Origin of the sequence: Paenibacillus sambharensis, from assembly GCF_003233845.1 — a bacterium.
Lineage (GTDB): Bacteria > Bacillota > Bacilli > Paenibacillales > Paenibacillaceae > Paenibacillus_I > Paenibacillus_I sambharensis.
Window position 1 is genome coordinate 324,580 of the sequence record NZ_QKRB01000044.1, and the last position, 23,859, is coordinate 348,438.

Below are 23,859 nucleotides of genomic sequence, written 5' to 3' on the forward strand. Positions count from 1 at the left end.
TCAGGTTAATTTCTCAGGCTGCGGGGGATAAAAAATTTCATTTGTTGGCATTTTAAAGGAGGTGAGGGTTCCACAGGTCTGTTGGCTCCCTAACGAAGCGTGAGAATACAGAACCAAGTCCATTCAATAAGAGAGAGGGTTGAGCGTATGAAATCAGGAAGAAGAAACCGGGTCCTGTCTGCCTTTATTCTCCTTACGGCTCTGGCCATGATCGTATCCGCCTGCGGCGGCAACAACAATGCGGGCCAGAACGGCGGCAATCAAGGAACGAACGATCCGCAGACCAATACAGGCGGCAACAATGCACCTGCCGGATCTGCGCTTGAGCAAGCTTACAACGGTGATTTCAAAGGGACAAAGGTTACGATGTTCGGACCATTCACGGACGCGGACGAAGTGAAGTTCACGGAGAGCATCCGGGCCTTCGAGGAGACGACCGGCATTGACATCGCGTATGAGGGCTCGAAGGAGTTCGAAGCGACGATCTCGGTAAGGGTTAACGGCGGCAATGCGCCGGATATCGCCGACTTTCCGCAGCCAGGGCTGCTTAGAGGGTTCGTGAAGGACGGCAAGGTGATTGATGTCAGCACGTTCATGAGCGAGGAGCACCTGAACCGCCAATATAATCAGAGCTGGCTTGATATGGCGTCCATGCCGGGACCGAGTGGTGATGTCATGGCCGGTGTCTGGGCACGGAGCAGTGTGAAGAGCCTTGTGTGGTATAACAAGCCGGAGTTCGAAGCGGCGGGCTACAAGGTCCCGACCACCTGGGATGAGCTGATGGCTCTTACGGACCAGATCGCACAGGACGGCGATCCGGCCTGGAGCATCGGCATTGAGAGCGGTGCGGCCACAGGCTGGCCGGCGACCGACTGGCTCGAGGATATCATGCTCCGAACCACTACACCGGAGAATTATGACAAGTGGGTAGCGGGAGAGCTGCCGTTCACCGATGACATTGTCAAGAACGCGGTGAAGCGGATGTCCGATATCTGGTTCAATGATAACTATGTGTATGGCGGCCGTAAAGCGATCGCAACGACTTCGTTCGGTGATGCAGTCCGGCCGCTGTTTGACAATCCGCCGAAAGCCTGGCTGCACCGGCAGGCCGGGTTTATCACAAGCTTCTTCCCGGAAGGTCTGTCAGCAGAGAACTATGACTGGTTCCCGCTGCCGCCGATTGATGCCGAGTACGGCCAGCCTGCGCTGATTTCCGGTGATATCTACGCGATGTTCAATGATCGCCCGGAAGTGCGTGCGGTTATGGAGTTCTTCACGACAGCCGAGTCGCTGAAGACATGGATTCAGTCAGGTGGTGTGACAGCGCCAATGAACGATGCCGATCCTGCCTGGTATCCGAATGAACAGGAACGCCGGATGGCTGAATTCCTGCAGACAGCGGATACGATCCGCTTCGACGGCTCCGACTTGATGCCCGGCTCTGTAGGGGCGGGTACGTTCTGGAAGGGCATGACGGATTATGTCAGCGGAACGGCAGACCTGGATCAGGCGATGCAGCAGATCCAGACCGGCTGGAAGTAACTTGGATTTAGAGCTGGCGGGAGGCAGCCGGACCGTGTGCGGCTGGCCGTCCTCCCGCTTTTTACTACACACAAATAGGCTCTCGGTTTATAAGTCAGGGGGGATTGTAACAATGGAAGTGCAGGTGAAGAAGGGAAAAGGCAATACTCTGCGTTTGCTCTTGCTGTCCGTGCTTGTGCCAGCGCTGAATATCGCGGTCCATTGGCTGATCTTTTTGTTTTTTCGTGATTCGGGACTTCCTCCTGTATTGAATGCGGTCATTGCCGTCGTTTGGGGAGCGCTCGGGATCTACTCCATTTACTACTCACTTAACTGGGTAGTTGAGCAGTATCCGGACCAATGGAAGCGGAGAATATTGCCTTTTGTGTTCATTGGTCCGGCTGTCCTGCTGCTGGGCTGGCTGCTGGTGCTGCCTACGCTGCGGACGCTGTATCTGAGCTTCCTGGATGCCGGGTCCCAGAACTTTGTGGGGTTATCGAATTACGCGGCCGTCTTTACAGACCGCCTGCTTGCAACCGCGCTGCGCAATAACCTGCTGTGGGTATTCGTCGGTACGATTCTGTGTGTCAGCATTGGCCTGCTGATTGCCATTCTGGCAGACCGGAGCAGCTTTGAGAAGCTGGCCAAGGCGATCATCTTTATGCCGATGGCCATATCTTTTGTCGCAGCGGGTGTAATCTGGAAGTTCATCTATTACTATCAGCCGGAACAGCAGCAGATTGGCCTGTTGAACGCGATTGTAGTGGCGATGGGCGGAGAACCGCAGGCATGGATCAGTATGATTCAGCCTTGGAACAACCTGTTCCTAATTGCCATACTGGTCTGGATGCAGACCGGATTCGCAATGGTTATTTTTTCGGCGGCGATCAAGAGCATTCCGGAGGACATGCTGGAGGCGGCGCGGATGGACGGGGCCGGGGAGGTCCGGATTTTCTTCAAAATCATGATTCCCTACATATCAGGTACCCTGCTGTCGGTGACGACCACCATTATCGTCTTTACACTGAAAATCTTCGACGTCGTCATGATCATGACCGGCGGCCAGTACGATACAGAGGTTGTGGCGACCCAGTTCTACAGGCAGCTGTTCATGTACCAGAATGCGGGCTACGGGTCCACGCTTGCGATTGTGCTGCTGATTGCCGTTATACCGGTAATCATGATCAATTTGCGGCAGTTCCGGAGAGAAGGGGGCTTCTAATATGCGTAAAAAAGGACCGCGCGGCTCCAGATGGCTGATTAACACCGTGCTTGCGGTAATCTGTATCATCTGGTTCGTGCCTACACTGGGGCTGCTGATTTCCTCATTCCGGCCTGCGGCGGATATTCTGCAGACGGGCTGGTGGAAAATCGTTCCCCACCGCGACTGGGCGGCTGTGGATACGATCACGCTGGACCGGGAAACCGATCTTCGCCAGCCGATTGCGGTAAACGGAGTCACGTTCAGTGATGCCCAGCTGCGCACAGGTGTAGTTCAGGACGGGAGCCGGCTGATCTGGGAAAACCGCCGTGCGCGAACGATCAGCGTGCAGGAGAAGCAGTGGGTTATGATGACGGACTTCACGCTGCAGAACTACCAGACGGTTCTGGGGGGGAAGAGCTACCAGATCACGATGCCGGACGGCAGCACGAAGACGGAGCAGGGCAGCGGCATGTCCCAGTCGTTCTGGAATACGCTTGCGGTTACGGTCCCGGCGACAGTCATCCCGATCTTCATTGCTTCCTTCGCGGCCTACGCCTTCGCCTGGCTGCGCTTCCCGGGGCGCAAGCTGTTCTTCATCATTATTATTGCGCTCTTGGTGGTGCCGCTGCAGGTAGCTCTGATCCCGATTTTGCGGGATTATACGTCGCTGGGATTAAACGGAACCTACTTCGGCATATGGCTGGCGCACTCGGCATTTGGCTTGCCGCTGATCACCTATTTCATGTACAACTCGATCAGCCAGCTGCCGAAGGATCTGTTCGAATCGGCCTTCATGGACGGGGCCACGAACTTCACCATATTCAGCAGGCTGATTCTGCCGCTGTCCGTGCCGGCGCTGGCTTCCATCAGTATCTTCCAGTTCCTGTGGGTGTGGAATGACTATCTGGTGTCGCTTATCTTCCTAGGCAGCCAGCCGAATGTACAGGTCATGTCTATGAAGATTGCCAACCTTGTCGGCTCCAGGGGCAATGACTGGCATCTGCTGACAGCGGCAGCCTTCATCTCCATGCTGATGCCGCTCGCCGTATTTTTTGCGCTGCAGCGTTACTTTGTCCGCGGCCTGCTTGGCGGATCGGTCAAAGGGTAAGGAGATTTAAGGGGAATCTGACCCGCGCCGCGGGCTGACAGGGCTGCTGCCGCAGGAGCGGCAGCAGCCCTGTCTTAAGATAACCAGCGTTATTGGCTGGACGGCAATCTTATAAGGAGTAAACAGATTACTACCTATTGTTAAGGAGGCAAGCCCATGCTTGGAAAGCCGGTATGGTGGAAGGAATCGGTCGTTTATCAGGTCTACTGGAGAAGCTTCTATGATACGAACGGAGACGGCTATGGCGACCTGCGGGGCGTCATCCGCAAGCTGGACTACATCCGCTCACTCGGCATCACAATGATGTGGCTGAACCCCTTCAATGAATCGCCGGATAAGGATAACGGCTATGATATTTCCGGCTACTACGGGATCATGCCAAAGGCGGGAGACGAGGCGGACTTTGAGGAGCTTCTCGCCGAGGTGCATAAGCGGGGGATGAAGCTGATGATGGACGTCGTCCTTAATCACACCTCGAATCTGCACCCGTGGTTCCTGGAGTCCAAGTCCTCGAAGGATAATCCCAAGCGCGACTGGTATATCTGGAAGGATGGCCCGGCTCATCAGCCGCCGACCAACTGGCGGTCCTATTTCAATCCGTCCTGCTGGGAGTACGATGAAGCGACCAGCCAGTATTACATGCATTCCTTCGCCGTGGAACAGCCCGATCTGAACTGGGCCAACCCTGAGGTGCGGGGAGAGATGTACCGGATGCTGCGATACTGGCTCGATAAGGGAATCGACGGGCTGCGGCTGGATGCGCTGGCGCTGCTGGCCAAGCCGGAGCAGTACCGCGACGCGGAGGACCCGCATGATATCCGCTATCTGACACACAATCCGGGCCTGCACGACTACCTGCAGGAGATGAACCGCGAGGTGTTCAGCCGCTATGACATGATGACCGTTGGTGAAATTGCGTATGCCACACCGGAGAATGGGCCGTTGTTCGTGGATGAGGAGCGGAGTGAGCTGCATACGCTGTTCCACTTTGAAGTGGCGGATGAAATGCCGGAGTGGGACATGCCCCGCTACAAGCGTATTCAGCGTACCTGGGCGGCGGCTCTCCAGGACCGCGGTGTCAACTCGCATTTCCTGAACAACCACGATCATGCCCGCCAGGTGACGCGTTACGGCAACGATGGAAAGTACCGGGTCGAATCGGCCAAGCTGCTGGCGACGCTGATCCACACACTGCCCGGCATTCCTTATGTCTATCAGGGCGAAGAGATCGGCATGACCGGCGTAAGGTACGATTCAATCGGCGACTACCAGGATATTGCGATGCGCAACCGGTATGCCGAGGAGGTAGGGCTTGGTAAAGATCCGGCGGCAGTTCTCCGTTCGCTGCAGCCTCTGAGCCGGGACAATTCCCGATCACCGATGCAGTGGTCGGATGCGCCGCAGGCTGGTTTTACGGAAGGGGAGCCATGGATAGGAGTCAATCCGAACTACCGGTCGATTAATGTGGAGCAGGCGCTTGCCGATCCGGACTCGGTTTACTACTATTACCGCGACCTGATCGAGCTGCGCAAGCAGCATCCTGTCATGGTATACGGGGAATTCGAAGACATCAGCGGCGATGATCCGCATCTGTATGTCTACCATCGTACGCTTGATGATGTCCGATGGACGGTAATGCTGAATCACGCGGAAGAGAGCGGGACTTTCAGCGTGCCGGCGTTTATAGGGGGGGACAGCGGCCCTGGTCTGGTCCTGGGAAATTATAAAGACAAGCCGAATATTGACCTGAAGAGCGGGAGCGTAGAGCTGCGTCCTTATGAAGCCTGTATATTTGAGAGTGATGTGAAGATCTGACCTTTGGCGAACTGCAGGCGAATATGGTATGATAGGACCAAATTTTGCTACTCAAGAGATGGGAAGAGTTGTCCTGGCTCGTTTTCGCTTGCAGTGTGATCTGAATCATACCTTTCCAACCAGGGATTGGCGATAATCGGGATGGTATCCGCAAGGGATGCCAACAGCATTCGTATCGGCATGGAAATGGGAGGAAATAATGGAACATCAACCTTTAATGAATGTAGAGAAGCTGGCTCTCAAGAAGCATGGCATTTACCGGCACAGCAAGATCAACTACTTGCTGAGGTCCATGCTGGCCAGCATGTTTATCGGCTTTGGCGTCATCGTTGCTTTCAAGACAGGGAATTTCTTCTACACCGAGCATTCGCCCTTCACGTACCCGATGGCGGCGATTACCTTCGGTGCAGCTATTATACTGATTTCCTACGGGGGCGGCGATCTGTTCACCGGCAATACCTTCTACTTCACGTTCGCCGCACTGCGGAAGAAGCTTAAGTGGGCGGAGGTTGTCAAGCTGTGGGGAATGAGCTACGGCGGTAATATTCTGGGCGCCGTCGCTTTCGCCCTGCTGATCTGGTTGACGGGGCTGTTCAATGATACGACCGTCAACAGCTTTCTCTTCAGTGTGGTGGACAAGAAGATGAACGCCCCGACGATGGAGCTGTTCTTCCGGGCAGTCCTCTGTAACTGGCTTGTCTGCCTGGCGTTCTTCGTGCCAATGTCCATGAAGGCGGACGGGGCGAAGATGTTTGCCATGATGCTGTTCGTATTCTGCTTCTTCATCTCGGGATACGAGCATAGTATCGCCAACATGTGTACATTTGCCATTGCACTGGTGCTCAACCATCCGGGGACCATTTCGTATGCGGGTGTTATTCATAATCTCATCCCGGTTACCCTTGGTAATCTGATCGGCGGGGCTGTATTCATGGGCTATATGTATTACTACGTTAACAAACCATTCGGAGAGGAGCAGGAACATTGAAGAAGACGAGGATTGTTGTAATCGGGGTAGGTGCAGTGGGTTCTACAACCGCGTATACGCTGCTGCTCAGAGGCCGCATGGATGAACTGGTGCTGATTGACGCTAACCGGGACAAGGCGGTTGGGGATGCGCTCGACATGAACCACGGGCTGCCGTTCGTCGGCCAGACCAAGGTATGGGCAGGTACATATGAGGATTGTGCTACGGCTGATATCGTGATTATTACAGCTGGTGCTGCCCAGCGCCAAGGCGAGTCGCGAATCGATCTGCTGAAGCGGAATGTCGGCATATTCGAGAGCATCATTGATGAAGTGCTGAAATACAACGATCACGGTATACTGCTGATCGCCTCCAACCCGGTCGATATCATGAGTTACTTCTCCTGGAAGAAGTCAGGCTGGCCGACTAATCGCGTAATCGGCTCGGGGACCCTGCTTGACAGTGCCCGGTTCCGTTACCTCATCGGCGAGAAGCTGCAGATTGACTCGCGCAGCGTACATGCCCATATCGTGGGAGAGCATGGGGATTCCGAGCTGCCGCTGTGGAGTCTGGCGAATATTGCAGGTACGGAGCTGCAGCTGGATGAAGAGGCCAAGCAGGAGATCTTCACGAACACAAGAGATGCGGCTTACCAGATTATTAATGCCAAGGGCGCAACCTTCTATGCAATCGCGCTTGCCCTTGATCGCATCTGTACGGCTATTCTTCGCAATGAATCGGCCGTTATGAATGTATCGACGCTGCTGAAGGATTATCATGGGATATCGGATGTTTACCTTGGCGTACCTTGTATTGTGGACCGCCAGGGGGTACGCGAGGTGATGCAGATCGCGATCACAGACGAGGAGAAGGCGCTGCTGCACAAGTCGGCGGATAAGCTCAAGGATCTGATTAAGTCGATTTCCATCTAGCAATCAAACAGCTGCATAAGCAGTAAGGTACAGGCTTTGCCGGGATGATCCCTCGTCCCGGGGAGCCTGTTTTTTTGTGACCCTGCTGCCAGGGAGGCGCCGCATGTGCTCTAATTAATTTCCTATATGTGGGACATAGTAAGGGGGAAGAGAGAAGAGAGGTGTGAGAAGCGATGTTTGATAATGAGCGGCTGTTCTCCGAGCTTGAGGTCAAGGAGCCGTTCCATGACGAAGAGCTGCTCAAGCTGCTTTGGGGAGAGAGGTGGGGGCTTCGTCACCCGACCGGAACATTAAGGAGGGTGCTCGTACATCGTCCGGGTCATGAAATTCTGGAGCTGCACCGTAAACGGTATGAGGTGGAAGCCAGCTCGCTACTGCTTAAGAATGTTGCCGGGAGAATGAGCAGCTCGAATGGAATGGATAAGCCGGATTTGCAGCTTGCTCAAGAGCAGCATGACAAGCTGGTCGAAGCCCTGCGTGCGGAAGGGGTTGAGGTCGTTCATCTGGAAGGGGTGTCGCATCTGCTGCCCGACCGGCTGTATACCCGGGACCTCGGCATGGTGGTTCCGGGCGGGATTATTATGGGGAGGTTTGCGCTGTATCTGCGGCTAGGCGAGACTAGATTTGCAATGGAAACTCTGACAAAGCTAGGGGTGCCCATACTCGGTCTTACACAGGGCAGTGCTTTCGCGGAGGGAGGCAGCTTCTCGATGATTCATGCCAACCTGGCTGTCGTGGGCAGATCTGAACGCTTTAATCAGGCTGGGATCGAGCAGCTTCGTAATCTTCTAAGCATTCAGCATATCGAGCTGCTGACGGTCGATATGCCGGCAGGCAAGATTCATCTGGATGAGGCCTTCATGATGGTGGACCGGGACAAGGCACTGATCAATAGGGATCTGCTGCCTTATTGGTTCCTTACTCATCTTCAGGATCTGGGAATCAAGCTTATCCATGTAGACCCGGAAGACCCGCTGCTAACGATAAACTGCCTGGCCGTTCGGCCAGGCAGGGTCATATTTCCGGCTTCAGGTGTCCGGACTCGCAGATTGCTGCAGGAAAACGGAGTGGAGGTTGTGCCGGTAGATGTCTCCGAGATATATAAAATGGGCGGAGGCATCCACTGTATGACACTGCCTCTCATTCGGCTGGATGATTAGTCAGTCTGCTGAACTCTGTCCTGCCTGCAGATAGGTTTCGATCAGGTGAAGGGCGTTATCCTTATTGCCGGCGTCGATCCGGATTCCGACAATGAACTCCTTCATATGCAGTGGCAGCTGCTTGGTCATTGGGCTGCTGCCAAGAGCTATGCCGTATACATGCTCGGTGGGATTATCCTGGGTTGCGGCCTTAAGGGCAGCGCCTTCCGGCAGAAGCTCACTCCATGCCCCGCTTGCATATTCATCCAGGCTGGCGAGGATATCGTTGCGCACCATCCAGTCAAAGATGGAGCGGTCCATAATGTACACATCAGGATCCTCTGTTGCCAGTTGGATGACCGCCTTCTGCTGCATGGCGATGTCCATCTCGCTGCGTGCATCCATGGAGAAATTAAGGATTGACGTTTCCACCCGCTCCCACTCCGGGAACTGGGCGAGCAGGGCTTCGTTAAGCGGCTCTGTCTGCTGGCTGCCGTCTTCCATATAAAATTCTCCGAAGAGGGAGGCGGTCAGGGCCGCGGGCGGAAGGCTGGCAAGACGTTCCTGCTCGGCCTTGTTGTCCATATAAGTGTTGACCCCGTAGATAATTATGGCTATTACGGCTATGGCTCCGATCACATGGAACTTGTAGTAGCTGAAGAAGTGATCGACCTTCTCGGCGGTACCTGCAAATCTCTTGTATTTGCCGTACTGCTGCTGGTTGATGTCTTCCACGGCCTTGCGGTTCTCTGCTTCCAGAATCGTACGGTAGGCCTTGGTCACTTCGGAGAAGCCGCCGCCCGCGGCATCGTCCTGCTGTGTCTGGCTGGCACGTGACTGCCGGAGCAGCAGGGTGTACCGTTTCTCGACCTCTTCCTTCGTCGCTGTGTCGGGAAGGCCCAGCCGTTCATATGCTTCCTTCAGGTCGTTCATCTCTAGAATCACCTCGCTGCAGCGTAACATGGGTGGCGTTCGCTTGGGTTATAGTACTATTGTATAACAAAATTACACGGTCAGCCATCGCAGCTGGCTGCCATCTCGGTCAGGGGTATAGGCTCACCAGGTCAGCAGGCTGTAATCCTGTCGGCACGCGGCAGGACGACCGTGAATACCGTTCCATGGCCAAGCTCGCTTGTGACCTCAATGCTGCCATTGTGGTTCTCGATAATATTATAGCTTACCATCAGCCCGAGCCCGGTTCCCTTCTCCTTGGTTGAATAAAAGGGCTGTCCAAGCTTATCCAGCTTGTCTGCAGGTATTCCGGTACCCTCATCAGCGATTCTGATATACACGCAGCATTCATCGGCTTCAAGCGTTACACGAATCGTCCCTCCTCCTGGCATGGATTCCATAGCATTCTTCATTAAATTAATCATCACCTGCTTAATCTGGCTATCATCACAGTATACGAAATAAGGGCCGTGGCCGGGCATGATGAAGATCTCAACATTCTTAAGGACAGCCTGAGGCTGCAGTAGGGAGATCACCTGGTCGATCAGGATGCTTATCCGGCTGCGGATGAACTGTACACTTCTTGGCTTGGCCAGCATGAGGAGTTCGTTGGAAATATGTTCAATCCGGCTTAGTTCATCATTCATAATGGTAATATAGGTATCGCGTTTCGTGGGAGAAGACGCGCCGGACTGCAGCAGGCTTAAGAAGCCTTTCAACGAAGTCAGCGGATTTCGTATTTCATGGGCTATTCCGGCAGCAAGCTGCCCGGCTATAGAGAGCTTCTCCGACAGCATAATGAGGTCCTTCGACCGGTTCTGTTCAGTAATATCGGAGAAGGTCAGGATGCTTCCGGTTCTGCCGTCGCCGTTGAACGGTACAGCCATATATTCCACGGGGAAGGTGGTGCCGTCGGCTCTTCGAAAATGTCCTTCCATCTTGCCGCTGTTCATCCCCTGCTTCATGGCCTGGCAAACGCTGCATGCCTCTTCGGGCACCGGAGGGCTGTTTGGTCCCTCTGCGTGTATACATGAATGGAATCCAATTGAACGGACGGTCTCAGCCGGGTATCCGGTCAGCAGCTCAGCCGCTTCGTTCCAGACCATTAGGTCTTCTTCCTGATGGTAAGCATAGACGCCCTCCCGGACGGCGGACATGATGTGGGACTGCATGGCAATTATCTGCTGCTCTCTGCTGACGGGGGGAAGCATGTTATGCTCGATTAACTGAACGAGCGAATAGGGGGAACCGCTGCCGCCAAGGCTTCTCCGGACACGGATCGATAGCTGCTTCACAAAACCGGATGGAGAGGTGTATAGGTCTTTGTGCTCAATCCATTGATTGTTCGCGCGTCCCGGACGGAGAAGATGATGGAACCGGACCGGGAAGACTGCGAAAAAGTCCGACTGGTGTAAATCATTCAGATTGCAGCCTATCAAGGCTGCAAAGGAGTGGTTGACCATCAGCCAGCGGCCGTTCAGATCAACGATGGCTTTACCTGTCCAATCTTGCTGGAAGGCATTCTTGTAAAGTTGAAGCTCATCTTCAGCTCTCAACAATGTCATACCGAGTCTCCTGTCGTTTTTTAACTTCTATTATCTACCACCTGTCTTCCTATTTCAATGGGATCGATCATAGGGTTGCGATAATAATTAATGCGCTGGTCTTGGGTATATAGGAGGATGAGGGCATCAAACAGGCCGTTCCCGGTTTGGGAACGGCCTGTGGAATATAGCTAAAGAATAGCTGTGCTAACGTGTGGAGTTCTCGGCGGCGGCCAGATTTTGACGAAGCTTCTCGAGCTCTCCGTCTATCTTGCTGTCTCTCTGATCAGCCTCAGCGCTCCGGTAAGCGGAATGGTAAGGGCTTAGAGCGGAATAGCTTTCACCCGGGCGGAAAGCGCGAATTTGCTCGGCTTCAGCTTCGCGCTGGATGATTTTCTCTTCCATGCGCCGGAATCCGCGAACCGCATCCCTGCCGCCAGATGTGCTGTGGCTGAAAGGTGCCTGATGATAAAACTCGGCCTTACCGGCGCGCTGCACCAAATCCTCGCGCTTCTCGTGCATCCGCTGCAGCTCTGCTTCGGCAGTTTGAATGCGGCCTTCCAGATCGGCTGCACGCCTTGCAGCCTCTTCCTTCCAGAATACATGCTGCTCAGCCTGGGCGGCTATGGCGATTTTGTCACTCATTGCAGCCCGTGCGTCCTGCTCACGGCCTTCAGCGAGGGCTGTTGCTGCGGCTGCCTCGGCATGCTCCGCCATACGTGTATACTCCTCGCCGCGCCGCTGCATCGTCAGAACGGTCGCCTGCTCCCGGACCAGAGCGGCCCGCGCTTCTTCAAGCTCCTCTTCCATCTGGCGGCTGTAATGATTCAGCATCATCACGGGGTCTTCCAGCTTGTTCAGCGCCTCATGCGCGGCTGCCTTCGTCACATCAACCAATCGCTGCAAAATACTCATTGAAAGTTCACTCCTTCAAGTTAGGCCCGGTCCTGTCAGGACGGGCGGCAGTTTTTTTAGTTATAGCGGTATCCGTTGAATGGGTCAAAATCAGTATTCATATGCAGCACGGGTGCCTTTGGCGTAATGACCGATGCGGCAATATAGATAAGCAGCATGCTGCCAAAGCTGAAGAGCGTGGTCAGGAGGATAATGATTCGGATGAAGCTGGCGTCCATCTTCAGCCATTCAGCTATGCCCCCGCACAAGCCCGACAGCTTGCGGTCCGTGCGTGACCGGTACAGTTTATTCATAACATTCACAGCTCCTTATTGAGAGTATCAGCGGCTGCATGCGGAACAGCGCGTTGCTGGCTTCACATGCGTCGAACTGATTGCCCGTTTGTTTTCTTCATGTGTCTATTGTATAGGGAAGGCAGGGGGGGAGGTAACGGACCCGCGGCGGTTTTCGTACCTGGCCCGCGGTCGGGGATCAAGTGAGGCTCAGGACGGGCAAGCGATAAATAATTCTTATATGGTGAGCGGTATATTTACATCGTTTGCGTCTTGCGCATTTGATTCGAGTGAGTTACAGTTATTTTACAGGTTAAATGTTATGTTAGTTAACATATTGAAGTAGTTTATATTCCATTTCTCATATGTCCATGCGCAGAACACGTAAGGGAACCTGCCGTATTTGATGGTTGTCTTACGTTTTGACAGAGGGGGATTGTTATGGAGAAACAGCGGCTGGTGCTTGTAGGCAACGGGATGGCAGGGGTCAGATGTATTGAAGAAATACTGGCCTTGGCGCCTGAACGGTTCGATATTACGATCATAGGCTCAGAGCCTCATCCGAATTATAACCGGATTATGCTGTCCAAGGTGCTGCAGGGAGACACGGGAATTGAGGATATCGTCACTCACGACTGGTCGTGGTACAGGGAGCGGGGCATTAATCTGCTGACAGGGGAAACGGTGGTGGGCCTTGATCGGGCTGGACGGACCGTATCCACGGACCGGGGGAGGGTCATTTCATACGATAAACTCATTTTGGCAACCGGTTCTCTTCCATTCATGCTGCCGCTGCCGGGTGCTGATAAGCCGGGCGTCACAGCGTTTCGTGATATCAAGGATTGCGAGACGATGATCGAGGCGGCGGCGGGCTACCGCAAGGCAGCGGTTATCGGCGGCGGACTGCTTGGCCTGGAGGCAGCGAGGGGGCTGCTCAATCTGGGGATGGAAGTGGATGTTGTTCATATAAACGGCTACCTGATGGAGCGTCAGCTGGACACCGAGTCGGGGACGATGCTGCAGCGGGAGCTGGAACGGCAGGGAATGCGGTTTCTCCTGGAGAAGCAGACGGAGCGAATCTATGGACGGAAGCGGGCGGAGGGTCTTCAGTTTCGGGACGGCTCGAAGGCTGCGGCGGACCTGATTGTCATGGCAGTCGGTGTAAGGCCGAATGTGAAGCTGGCGCAGACGGGTGGTCTTGAGGTTAACCGGGCTATTGTGGTGAATGACCGGATGGAGACCAGTGAAGCCGGCATCTATGCGGTGGGGGAATGCGCCGAGCATAGAGGAATGGTGTACGGCCTTGTGGCTCCGCTGTACGAACAGGGCAAAGTGCTGGCGAAGGCAATCTGCGGGGAAGAGACACCCGGCTATAAAGGCTCTATCCTATATTCGCAGCTTAAAGTATCAGGCGTTGAGGTGTTCTCTGCTGGCGAAATTCGCGATAACGAGGTGGATACCTGCCTGAAGCAGTATAACGGCATCAAGGGCACGTATAAGAAGGTTACCGTTAAGAACGGCAGGATTGCCGGGGCTGTCCTGTTCGGTGACAGCAGCGAGGGAAGCAAGTGGCTGAATTATATTAAGCAGGGTGCCGACGCGAAGGTGCTGGATGAGGAGGCCGCGGCTGGAGCGGGCGGTTCAGGCCTTGATGCCGCAGCGGCACTTAAGGATACCGACACCGTATGCTCCTGCAATAGTGTGACCAAAGGAACGATTATATCAGCGGTTATGGAGGAAAGACTGGAGACGGTTGAAGAAGTAAAGGCATGCACGCGTGCCTCCGGCTCCTGCGGCGGCTGCAAGCCGCTGGTCGAAGCCGTTCTCCGGTATGCGCTTGAGCATGCGGATGAAGCGGGGGCTGGCGGGCAGCCGCCGATGTGCGGATGTACCGGGCTAAGTGACGGGCAGGCAAGAGAGGCGATCCGCAGCGGCGGGTGGGCAGGCGCAGAGGAAGCAATGGCGGCTCTTGGATGGAACGAGCTGCATGGGTGCAAGGTATGCCGTCCAGCTATCCGTTATTATACAGCGGTGTTTGGACGGGAGTATTCCATTGGCGGCGGCGAGAAGCTTGCTGACGGCAGTATAGTTTTGTCGCCCCGCTTCTACGGAGGAGTCGTGGATGCGAGGCAGCTGAGAAGGCTGGCTGAGCTTATGGAGCAGTACGAGGTCCCGCTTGCCAAGCTGTCCGCAGATGGCGGGCTGGATCTGCTGGGGCTTAGCCCTGAGCTGGCGGGTGAAATGAAACCACTGCTGCCTGAAGCCGTACGCACGGCTTCCTATGGCCATCCAATCGGCCCTGTTGCGACCTGCCGGGGCCTGGGTTATGAGGAGGGGGCGATTCAGGACTCGGTGCGGCTCGGAGCTGAGCTTGAGAAGCGGGTTGCCGGACTGGAGCAGCCTGCCCCTGTCAGAATTGCAGTGTCCTCCAGTCCGCTGCATCCATCGGGTACGCTGTCGAAGGATATCGGACTTGTGGGTGTGCCGGAGGGATATGAGCTGTATGTGGGCGGACAGGATGGCCGCCTTCTGCGGGAAGGGGAGCTGCTCTGTACCGGATTGTCCGCAGAAGGAGCAGTAGATATGACTGCTGCACTGCTGATGCTGTACCGGGAGACGGCCGCTTATGGGGAACGAGTGCATGCTTGGGTGGAGCGCCAAGGAATCATTCAGCTGCGTGAAATGCTGTTTGATCCGGATTTACGCAGCGGGCTTCTGGCCCGGCTGGGGCTTATGATGGAACGGTTATCCGTGAATGATAAACAGCCGGCATCGGCTGCAATGGTCAGGTGATTATATGAGAATAATGAATGAAATGCCAGGTCGGAAGGCAGAAGCATCCGAAACGTCAACCTTCGTGATGCAGTCCCAATGTCCCTTCTGCAGTGTCCAGTGCAAGATGGAGATCGAGCAGTCGATGCAGCCAGAGGATCCTTATAAGCGCCCTCGCTATACCGTAAACGGGCTGCCGAATGCGGCATCCGAAGGCAGGCTGTGCGTGAAGGGCATGCATGCATACCAGCATGCGCTGAGCAGCGAAAGGTTAGCTTATCCAATGGCCCGGCGGAACGGTGTGCTGGAGAGAATCTCATGGGAAGAGGCCCATGAACTCATCACCGCGCAGATCCGCAGTTCGCAAGAAAACTACGGCCTGGATTCGGTAGGCCTGTATGGTGGCGGGTCACTTACTAACGAATCAGCCTATCTGCTCGGCAAATTCACCCGGGTGGCGCTGCGCTCGCGTTATATTGATTATAATGGCCGGTTCTGTATGTCGGCTGCTGCTTCGGCAGGCAACAAGGCGTTCGGCATTGACCGGGGGCTGACCAATTCTCTGGCTGATATTGAGGCAGCGGGCTGCATAATGCTTGCGGGTACAAATATCGCAGAGTGCCAGCCTACTCTGATGCCTTATTTTACAAGGGCAAAGGAGAATGGTGCCTATATCATTGCCATTGATCCGCGCCAGACCGGAACGACTGAGTTTGCCGATCTTCATCTGAAGGTAAAGCCCGGCATGGACGCAGCGCTCGCCAACGCGATGCTCCGCGTCATCTTCGATGAGGGCTTGACTGACCCTAGCTTCATCGCGGACCGGACGAACGGCATTGAAGAGCTGAAGGCGCATGTAGCGGCGATTGATCTCGAGGAAACGGCAGAACTCTGCGGTGTACCGTTAGCAGATATTCGTAAGGCTGCCTCTGCCTTCGGCCGGGCATCCGCGGCTATGGTGTTTACCGCAAGGGGCGTGGAGCAGCAGACGGACGGGTACATGGCGGTCAGAAATTTCATTAACCTGGCCTTGGTAACAGGTAATGCCGGCAAGCCGGGCGCGGGCTATGGTGCGGTCACCGGCCAAGGCAACGGCCAGGGCGGCCGGGAGCACGGCCAGAAGGCAGACCAGCTGCCGGGCTACCGCTCCATCGAGGACCCGGATCACCGGGCTTATATCGCAGGGATATGGGGGGTTGAGCCTGAGTCGCTGCCTGGCAAGGGGGTGTCGGCCTACGAGATGATGGAGAAGGTGCATGAAGGCGAGATCCGTACACTGCTTGTCATGGGCTCGAACCCGATCGTATCCAACCCGAATGCCGATTTTGTGGAAGAAGGCCTCAAGAAGCTTGATTATCTGGTTGTGGCTGACATGTTCCTCTCCGAGACGGCGCGGCTGGCTGATCTTGTGCTCCCGGTGACCTCCTATCTGGAGAATGAAGGCACGCTGACGAACCTTGAGGGGCGTGTTCTGCTCCGGGAGGCGAGCCGTGCGCCGCATGGCGAGGCCAGACATGACTGGCGGATTCTCTCTGACCTGGCTGAACAGCTTGGGTCCGGCAGCAAATTCAGCTACGCTTCGGTGGAGGATATCTTCGAAGAGCTGCGGATCGCGAGCCGTGGAGGGGTTGCCGATTATTATGGCATCACCTATGAAAGGCTCCGCCGGGAAGAGGGAATCTATTGGCCCTGCCCTTCAACAGACCATCCGGGTGCGGCGCGGTTATTCGAGGAACGGTTCGCGCATCCTGACGGCCGGGCGGTATTATTGCCAGTCCCTAATCATCTGCCGCCTGAGCAGACAGACAGCAGCTATCCGCTGTATCTGACCACGGGGCGCACGATGACGCATTATCTGACAGGTGTGCAGACGCGAAGAAGTGCCGGTCTTGCTGCGCGTGATATCGAATCGTACGCAGAGCTGCATCCGAAGACAGCGCGCAGGCTGGGATTGCAGGCGGGCGAGCTGCTGCGCCTTGCTTCCCGGCGCGGCGAGATAGTCGTCCGCTGCCGCATAACAGCATCCATTCGGGAAGATACGGTATTCGTTCCGATGCATTGGGGAGACAGCCAGTGTGTGAACAAGCTGACCAATCCGGCGCTTGATCCGACATGCCGGATGCCGGGCTTCAAGGTGTGTGCCGTGCATGTGGAGCCGCTGCTTAAAGTGAGGCAGGCTTAACCATAAATCTTAATCCGCAGAGACAGCTTCCGCAAAGGGCTGTCTTTTTCTATGAGTTGCTGCTTGTTAACACAGCCTTAATGAACCAGTGCTACAGTGGGGCTATATTTCGTTATCCAGGGAGGAAACGGCTAATGAGCCATAACACGATTAATTATGCCCACCGGGGTGCTTCAGGCACCTCGCCGGAGAACACAATGGCAGCCTTCAAACGTGCGGTGGAGCTCGGAGCGACGGGAATTGAGACGGATGTGCAGATGTCGCGTGACGGCATGCTTGTACTGATTCATGACGAATCCCTGAAGCGTACGACAGGGAGTGAGGGAATGGTAGGGACGACGGATTATGCAGATTTAAGCCAGCTTGATGCCGGCGCGTGGTTCGGTCCTGAGTTTGCCGGTGAGCGCATTCCGCTGCTGGAAGAGCTCCTTGAGCTTGGCAAGCAGCACAGCTTGACGATCAATATCGAATTGAAGAATGGAATTGTCCGTTATCCAGGTATGGAAGAAGCGGTCATTGCAGCCGTTGAGGCTCACGGTATGGAGAAGCAGGTTATTCTTTCAAGCTTTAATCATTATTCAATGGTGCACTGCAAGCAGCTGGCGCCGAACATCCAGACAGGCCTGCTGTACATGGAAGGTCTGTATAGGCCTTGGGACTATGCAATCAGTGCGGCGGCGGATGCGCTGCATCCTTATTACCCTGCCGCGATGCCTGAGTGGATTGCGGAGGCGAAGCGCCAGGGCGTCATCTGCAACCCATTTACGGTGAATGATCCGGATGTGATGAGGCAGTTAATTAAGGCTGGCGCAGCAGGTATCATCACCGATTACCCGGACAGGCTGGCCGCTCTGCTGGCTGAGGAAGGGGCTTAAGTAATCGTCATGAAGAAGACCTGGCTGCTCGGCTTCGGTTTCTTTAGCATCAGCTTGACTTGGGCGCTGTATAACGCCTTCGTGCCCTTTTTCTTAGAGCCTTATCTGAAGAATGCGGCGATGATCGGATTTATGATGACGATCGATAACTACTTTGCCATGTTCCTTCAGCCGTGGATCGGACGGCGCAGCGACCGTACAGACACGAGGTTCGGGCGGAGGATGCCTTACCTGCTGTTCGGCATGCCGCTTGCTGCCCTGTTCGTGGCGCTGGTTCCCTTTCATACCGGGTTCCTGACTCTGATTCTGTTCCTTGTATTGATGAATCTGTCGATGAGTATATACCGCTCACCGGTAATTGCCCTTATGCCGGATATCACTCCGGAAGCAAAGCGGACGCGGGCTAACGGCGTCATCAATTTCATGGGGGGCATTGGCGCGATCATGGCTTTCGGCGGCGGCTCCATGCTCTATCAGGCGGATCGCTCTCTGCCCTTCCTGGCGGCGGCTGCCGTGACGCTCGTGTCGCTGTTTATTGTATTCCGGTTCATCAAGGAACGCACCAGTCAAGTGTCGTCTGAGGGACTGGCTAAGGCTTCTGGTGATCAGGCGGACGGCTTACTACGCAGCCAGTCTTTCCGCAGTGAGCTGAATCGTACGACGGTCATGCTGCTTGCAGCGGTCTTCTTCTGGTTCATATCCTACCAGGGGGTCGAAGCATTCTTCACGCTCTACGGCAAAAATCATCTGGGCCTGGATGAAGCGGCAGCTTCCTTCTCCCTGACCTTCTTCTCGCTGTTCTTTGTGCTCTTCGCCATTCCCAGCGGGATGCTCGGCAGCCGTTTCGGCAAGAAGAACGTCATCGTAGCCGGCGTCTGCGGGCTGTTCCTTGTCTTCGCAGCAGTCAGCTTCGTACAGTCGCTTGTTATGCTAAGGCTTCTGCTTGCCTTAGGCGGCATATTCTGGGCCTGTATCAACATCAATTCCTATCCGCTGGTTGTAGCAACGGGGAGGGAGAGCAGCATTGGAACAAGAACTGGACTTTATTACCTTGTATCCTCGCTTGCTGCTATTGTTTCTCCGCCGCTGCTTGGCCAGATAATAGACTGGTTTGGGTATGCTGCGCTCTTCTACTGCGCATCCGGAGGCCTTGTACTTGCCCTGATGATGCTGCTGCAGATCCGGGGACAGGCTGAAAGGCCTGCGGATAACCGCCTGTCGCCCCAAGCTGCCCAGTCTTAGTTGTACCTGCCCAGCCATTCTTTCAGACCATCGCTGCAACTCCTGGTAAGGTTTCCTGAATGTCCGCTGGTTGCGTTCCATTTCATAAAAAGAGTGCGAAATGGAAACAGCTAGATAGACAGGAAAGACGAGAAGGGGGAGCGGCGGTGGTTTTTTATATTGCGGTGATGTTTATTGCGTTGTTCGTTATCGCCGGTGCTTTGCTTCCTGAGCAGTTCGCTGCGGGAGCGAGTGCGGCGTTTGCGTTCTCGATTGAAAAGTTCGGCTGGTTTTATCTGTTCGCAACGTTCGGGTTTCTGCTGTTCGCCTTGTTTCTGGCATTTGGAAAATACGGGAAAATCCGGCTTGGCGCCGATGATGATGAACCGGAATATACGACTCTGACCTGGTTTGCCATGCTGTTCAGCGCCGGGATGGGGATTGGCCTTGTATTCTGGGGCGTGGCTGAGCCGCTTACCCACTACGTTGCGCCGCCGGAAGGCGCAGGGAGTCAGACAACTGATGCTGCCAGGCTGGCGATGCGGTATTCCTTCTTCCATTGGGGGCTTCATCCCTGGGGAATATACGCGGTTATCGCTTTGTCGCTGGCCTACTTCCAGTTCCGCAAAGGCTATAAAGGGCTGATCAGCGCCACCTTCAGGCCGCTGCTCGGCAGCAGGGTAGAGGGCCCGGTCGGCAGGGCAATTGATATCCTGGCTATCCTGGCCACTGTGTTCGGCGTCGCAACTTCACTGGGGCTTGGTGCACTGCAGATCAATGGCGGATTAACCCATTTGTTCGGTATGCCGGCGACGATAGGGTACCAGTTGGCCATTATTGGTGTGGTGACCGTCTTGTATCTGCTCTCTGCGACAACCGGTCTGGACCGGGGCATCAAAATATTGAGCAACCTTAATCTGCGTCTGGCTGTCCTGCTGCTGCTGTTCGTGCTGTTTGCAGGTCCGACTTCGTTTATATTCGACACCTTTACCGCCACAGTTGGCGGTTATCTGCAGAACATTGTCCAGATGAGTCTCAGGCTGACGCCATTCAGCCAGGGAACATGGGTAGGTGCGTGGACCTTGTTTTATTGGGCTTGGTGGATTGCTTGGGCGCCGTTCGTAGGAAGCTTCATTGCCCGTGTATCAAGGGGCAGGACAATACGGGAATTCGTGCTGGGTGTTCTCCTGGTTCCAAGTGCGTTCGGCTTTCTCTGGTTTGCGGTCTTTGGGGGTACGGGACTACATATGGAGATGTTCGAAGGCAGTGATCTGGGCGAAGTCGTAGCATCCGATGTCACAATGGCCCTGTTCAATCTGCTGGAGCATTTGCCGATGGGTATGCTGCTGTCAGGGCTTGCTACCCTGCTGATCCTGACATTCTTCATTACCTCGGCCGATTCGGCTACCTTCGTGCTTGGTATGATGTCGTCTGAAGGAGATCCGAATCCGCCTAACCGCATCAAGCTCACTTGGGGAATTTTGCAATCCTCCATAGCGGCCGTGCTGCTGCTTAGCGGCGGGCTTGGCGGCCTGCAGACGGCATCTATTGTAGCGGCTTTGCCATTTGCTGTTATTATGGTGCTTATGTGTGTATCGCTTACCAAAGCGCTGGAAGGGGAAACGAAGGACATGCAGAAGCGTGAACGCCGGCGGCAAAAGAAGCTGGATGAGCTGCTGGAGGAGCACTCCTAGCAGGTCTCCCCAGAGAAGTGAGCGTAGAGAAACTCATAGAGAAACACATAGAGAAACACATAGAGAAACGCATAGAGGATATGCAAAAGAGCGTTCCTTTGATCATCTTGGATGACTAAAGGGACGCTCTTGCTCGTGCATTCATATGTCCAATCATGGATCATTGCACAACCGTCAGGTTCTTGCCGGATTTCTTCGCGGTATACAGACCATCGTCAGCTGCCTGGAATGCCTGCTCCTTCGTTTCGCCGGGCAAGCATTCATGGAGGCCAATACTGATTGTAATCATGCGGCCGTCTAGTTCGGGGATAACGGTAGCAGCAACGGATTGGCGGATTTTCTCAACCTGCTCAAGTGCCTTGCCGCTGTCACCGCCAGTAAGGATGATCACAAATTCCTCTCCTCCATACCGTGCAGCGAAATCATCGGGGCCGATATGCTCCTGAATCCGCTGGGCAACGCTCTTGAGCGCAATATCGCCGATGGCATGACCGTAGGTGTCATTGACGGATTTGAAATTGTCGATGTCTATTACGGCAAGCTGCAAATGGTAGGGATTATCGCCGCTGTGTGCCAGCAGCTTTTCCATGTATTCATGGTATGTCTTATGATTGTACAGATTGGTCAGAGGGTCGATCTTGGTTGTCCGGTCCATCAGGGCGTTGCGGATCAGCAGATCCTTCTCGGAATTGACAGACTTCTCCAGGGAGCTTGTGAGCTCCTGACCGCGCAGGATGACGCCGAGACCGGTCATGGCTGTACAGAACAGAACAGAGTCGTTAATAATGATCAGACCAATCATGGCAAAAGATTCCCGCTGCAGCACAATCAATGTACTCGAGAATAGGATGCCGGTTACCGCCGAGAGGATAAGATAACGCCGGTTAAGCATCAGAGTTGAGACCAGAAGCGGCAGAATCATCACAATTGGCGCAGCGATCACAGACAGATGGATGAACAGGGTAATCACCATGCCCATGATATTGGCGCCCGCAAACAGGGCAAAGTCAGCATAGCTGCTCAATTTACGGATGATATATTCCAGCAGAGTAAGGAGTGAGACGAGAATCGTATCGGGAAGCAGTACGTAATGAGTCAAGTACTGCTGGGATGGAAAATCTGCCTCGATCGTTGTGCCGGATATAAAGATAAGCAGCTGTCCAGCAATTAGAATCCCCAGAATAGCCCAAAGCATATTTAATATAATACGTGTCCATCTATTATGGACGGCCGTAATTGGCGTGCTCATTGGAGCGCCCCTTTCTAGGAAGAAAAGTCTGCAGGTGTGGCGGGGTGCTAACTGAAGTTGACGAATAAATCTCTATATTTCTATAGTATCGCATTCGACATCAAATGACAAAAACAACTTTGTGGCGGATGGAAGATTTTTAATTGTTGAATTCTAAATTGACGGGCTTAAGGAACATGGTATGATGGGTTAGGCTCTGCTCACACAAGATGTTTTACAAAAGGCAACTAAATTTACGGGTAGGTAGGGATGTTTACAGTGGGAAGAAACGCATGGTATTACGTCGGGCTTCTGGCCGTTGCTGCAATATGGGGAGCCAACTTCGGGTTTTCGCGATGGGCCCTGGCATCCTTTGATCCCATCCTCTTTACGTTCCTGAGGTTCGGGCTGGCTGTTCCGCTGTTCTTCGGTCTGCTGTGGTGGAAGGAAGGCAGCATAGGTGTCTCGGTGAAAGCTGGTCTGCAGCTGGCAGTTATCGGTGCAGTCGGTGTGGCTGCATTAGAGATTGCCGTCACGTATTCGATTAAGTACACGACACTTGCGAATGCTTCGCTGCTCAACGTGGCGCCTTGGCCGATTTTTGCGGCATTATTTGCTCCATTATTTCTGAAGGAACGGTTCACAAGCCGGCTGGCGGCAGGCGGTGCCGCGGCTCTGGCGGGCGTTTGTCTGATTATATTGGGCGGGGAAGGCGGCTTCGACCCATCGTCAGACCATATGCTCGGCAATGGTCTCGCTCTGATGGTAAGCGTCATCGGCGCCCTCTACAATCTGGCCTGTATGCCGCTTATGCGCACCTATTCGGCACTGCGCGTCAGCGCATGGAGCATCGCGTTCGGCAGCCTGTTCATGGCACCGTTCACGGCAGGCTCGTGGGCGAAGGTGGACTGGTCAGGCCTGGGGAGCGTGCACTACGCTGTGCTTGCCTATAACATTCTGCTGGCGACGGTAGCAGCGTTCATTATATGGAATGCCTGCATGTTCCGGGTAGGGGCGGCAAGGGCGAACTTTTTCCGTTATGCGGTGCCGCTGTCGGCCGTAATCGCCGGGCTGGTCATGTTCGGAGAGACGGTAACGATGTGGCAGCTCTTCGGAGGCGTGTTCATGGCTGCCGGCCTGGTCTGGATCAGCACCGAGCGCAGGCAGCCGCTGGAAACCCCTGCCGGATAGCCTGGAATAGCGGGTTTAGAACTAGTAGTTATCGGGTCGTACAATGAACAGAAGCTTGGGCACCTGCTCTTCATAGCGGAGGAGGCCCAAGCTTCTGTTTGGTCTATAACAATCATTCGTAATGTTCACGTAAATAATGCAGTGTCAGGTCCAGGTCACGGGGTTCAGTCTCGGCTTCCTTCTGCTCCCAGCATGCTAAGCATTGGACTTCGGTATCGCATTCCACAGCCTGATCACAGTAGTAGCAGTAACGCATGTAATTCTGCGTGACAATATCAGTTTTTAGAACGGTCACTGTCATCCCTCCGTTATTCATAACGTTCGTTGC

18 protein-coding genes are annotated in these 23,859 nt (G+C 54.6%); 13 read left to right on the forward strand and 5 right to left on the reverse strand.

What is annotated here, in order from left to right; all coding sequences use genetic code 11:
• Window positions 1–147: 147 nt before the first annotated feature.
• From DNH61_RS12875 to DNH61_RS12905, 7 genes are all read left to right on the forward strand, one after another.
• Window positions 148–1,542: an ABC transporter substrate-binding protein gene (locus DNH61_RS12875; protein ID WP_111147053.1), complete on the forward strand. Its 1,395-nt coding sequence runs from the start codon at window positions 148–150 to the stop codon at window positions 1,540–1,542.
• 112 nt (window positions 1,543–1,654) lie between these two features.
• Window positions 1,655–2,743, forward strand: a complete 1,089-nt coding sequence (locus tag DNH61_RS12880; RefSeq protein WP_111147054.1) for a carbohydrate ABC transporter permease — start codon at window positions 1,655–1,657, stop codon at window positions 2,741–2,743.
• Window position 2,744: 1 nt separating this feature from the next.
• Window positions 2,745–3,833: a carbohydrate ABC transporter permease gene (locus DNH61_RS12885; RefSeq protein WP_111147055.1), complete on the forward strand. Its 1,089-nt coding sequence runs from the start codon at window positions 2,745–2,747 to the stop codon at window positions 3,831–3,833.
• Window positions 3,834–3,989: 156 nt separating this feature from the next.
• The gene (locus DNH61_RS12890; RefSeq protein WP_111147056.1) at window positions 3,990–5,648 is read left to right on the forward strand and encodes an alpha-glucosidase; all 1,659 of its coding nucleotides are present in this window, start codon (window positions 3,990–3,992) and stop codon (window positions 5,646–5,648) included.
• A gap of 199 nt (window positions 5,649–5,847) precedes the next feature.
• On the forward strand, window positions 5,848–6,636 hold the full coding sequence (locus DNH61_RS12895; protein ID WP_111147057.1) for a formate/nitrite transporter family protein: 789 nt from the start codon (window positions 5,848–5,850) through the stop codon (window positions 6,634–6,636).
• Window positions 6,633–7,547, forward strand: a complete 915-nt coding sequence (locus tag DNH61_RS12900; protein WP_181438696.1) for an L-lactate dehydrogenase — start codon at window positions 6,633–6,635, stop codon at window positions 7,545–7,547. Before DNH61_RS12895 ends, DNH61_RS12900 begins: the two co-directional genes overlap by 4 nt.
• Window positions 7,548–7,720: 173 nt before the next feature.
• On the forward strand, window positions 7,721–8,707 hold the full coding sequence (locus tag DNH61_RS12905; protein WP_111147059.1) for a dimethylarginine dimethylaminohydrolase family protein: 987 nt from the start codon (window positions 7,721–7,723) through the stop codon (window positions 8,705–8,707).
• On the opposite strand, the gene DNH61_RS12910 is transcribed toward DNH61_RS12905, so the two are convergent.
• The 4 genes from DNH61_RS12910 to DNH61_RS12925 form a co-directional block, all read right to left on the reverse strand.
• The gene (locus DNH61_RS12910; RefSeq protein WP_111147060.1) at window positions 8,708–9,619 is read right to left on the reverse strand and encodes a J domain-containing protein; all 912 of its coding nucleotides are present in this window, start codon (window positions 9,617–9,619) and stop codon (window positions 8,708–8,710) included.
• Window positions 9,620–9,750: 131 nt separating this feature from the next.
• On the reverse strand, window positions 9,751–11,202 hold the full coding sequence (locus DNH61_RS12915; protein WP_111147061.1) for an ATP-binding protein: 1,452 nt from the start codon (window positions 11,200–11,202) through the stop codon (window positions 9,751–9,753).
• A gap of 186 nt (window positions 11,203–11,388) precedes the next feature.
• The gene (locus tag DNH61_RS12920) at window positions 11,389–12,096 is read right to left on the reverse strand and encodes a PspA/IM30 family protein (protein WP_111147062.1); all 708 of its coding nucleotides are present in this window, start codon (window positions 12,094–12,096) and stop codon (window positions 11,389–11,391) included.
• Between the two features lie 56 nt (window positions 12,097–12,152).
• Complete coding sequence (locus tag DNH61_RS12925; RefSeq protein ID WP_111147063.1) at window positions 12,153–12,389, reverse strand: PspC domain-containing protein; 237 nt, start codon at window positions 12,387–12,389, stop codon at window positions 12,153–12,155.
• Window positions 12,390–12,809: 420 nt separating this feature from the next.
• Here DNH61_RS12925 and nirB point away from each other — a divergent pair, with 420 nt between their 5' ends.
• The 5 genes from nirB (at window position 12,810) to DNH61_RS12950 (ending at window position 21,112) form a co-directional block, all read left to right on the forward strand.
• A complete protein-coding gene (nirB, locus tag DNH61_RS12930) occupies window positions 12,810–15,161 on the forward strand; it encodes a nitrite reductase large subunit NirB (protein ID WP_111147064.1) in 2,352 nt (783 codons plus the stop codon).
• A gap of 13 nt (window positions 15,162–15,174) precedes the next feature.
• Complete coding sequence (gene nasC / locus DNH61_RS12935; protein WP_245948164.1) at window positions 15,175–17,322, forward strand: assimilatory nitrate reductase catalytic subunit NasC; 2,148 nt, start codon at window positions 15,175–15,177, stop codon at window positions 17,320–17,322.
• A 134-nt stretch (window positions 17,323–17,456) separates the two neighbouring features.
• Window positions 17,457–18,197 carry a glycerophosphodiester phosphodiesterase gene (locus DNH61_RS12940; RefSeq protein ID WP_111147065.1) on the forward strand — a complete coding sequence of 247 codons (741 nt, stop codon included), beginning with the start codon at window positions 17,457–17,459 and terminating at the stop codon, window positions 18,195–18,197.
• Between the two features lie 9 nt (window positions 18,198–18,206).
• Window positions 18,207–19,439: an SLC45 family MFS transporter gene (locus tag DNH61_RS12945; RefSeq protein WP_111147066.1), complete on the forward strand. Its 1,233-nt coding sequence runs from the start codon at window positions 18,207–18,209 to the stop codon at window positions 19,437–19,439.
• Between the two features lie 146 nt (window positions 19,440–19,585).
• Complete coding sequence (locus tag DNH61_RS12950; protein WP_111147067.1) at window positions 19,586–21,112, forward strand: glycine betaine uptake BCCT transporter; 1,527 nt, start codon at window positions 19,586–19,588, stop codon at window positions 21,110–21,112.
• A 160-nt stretch (window positions 21,113–21,272) separates the two neighbouring features.
• Here the strand turns inward: DNH61_RS12950 and DNH61_RS12955 are convergent, their stop codons facing one another.
• Entirely contained in the window at window positions 21,273–22,361 is a 1,089-nt protein-coding gene (locus tag DNH61_RS12955) for a GGDEF domain-containing protein (RefSeq protein ID WP_111147068.1), read from the reverse strand.
• A gap of 258 nt (window positions 22,362–22,619) precedes the next feature.
• On the opposite strand from DNH61_RS12955, the gene DNH61_RS12960 reads away from it, so the two are divergent.
• A complete protein-coding gene (locus DNH61_RS12960; protein ID WP_245948165.1) occupies window positions 22,620–23,531 on the forward strand; it encodes a DMT family transporter in 912 nt (303 codons plus the stop codon).
• Window positions 23,532–23,859: the final 328 nt, after the last annotated feature.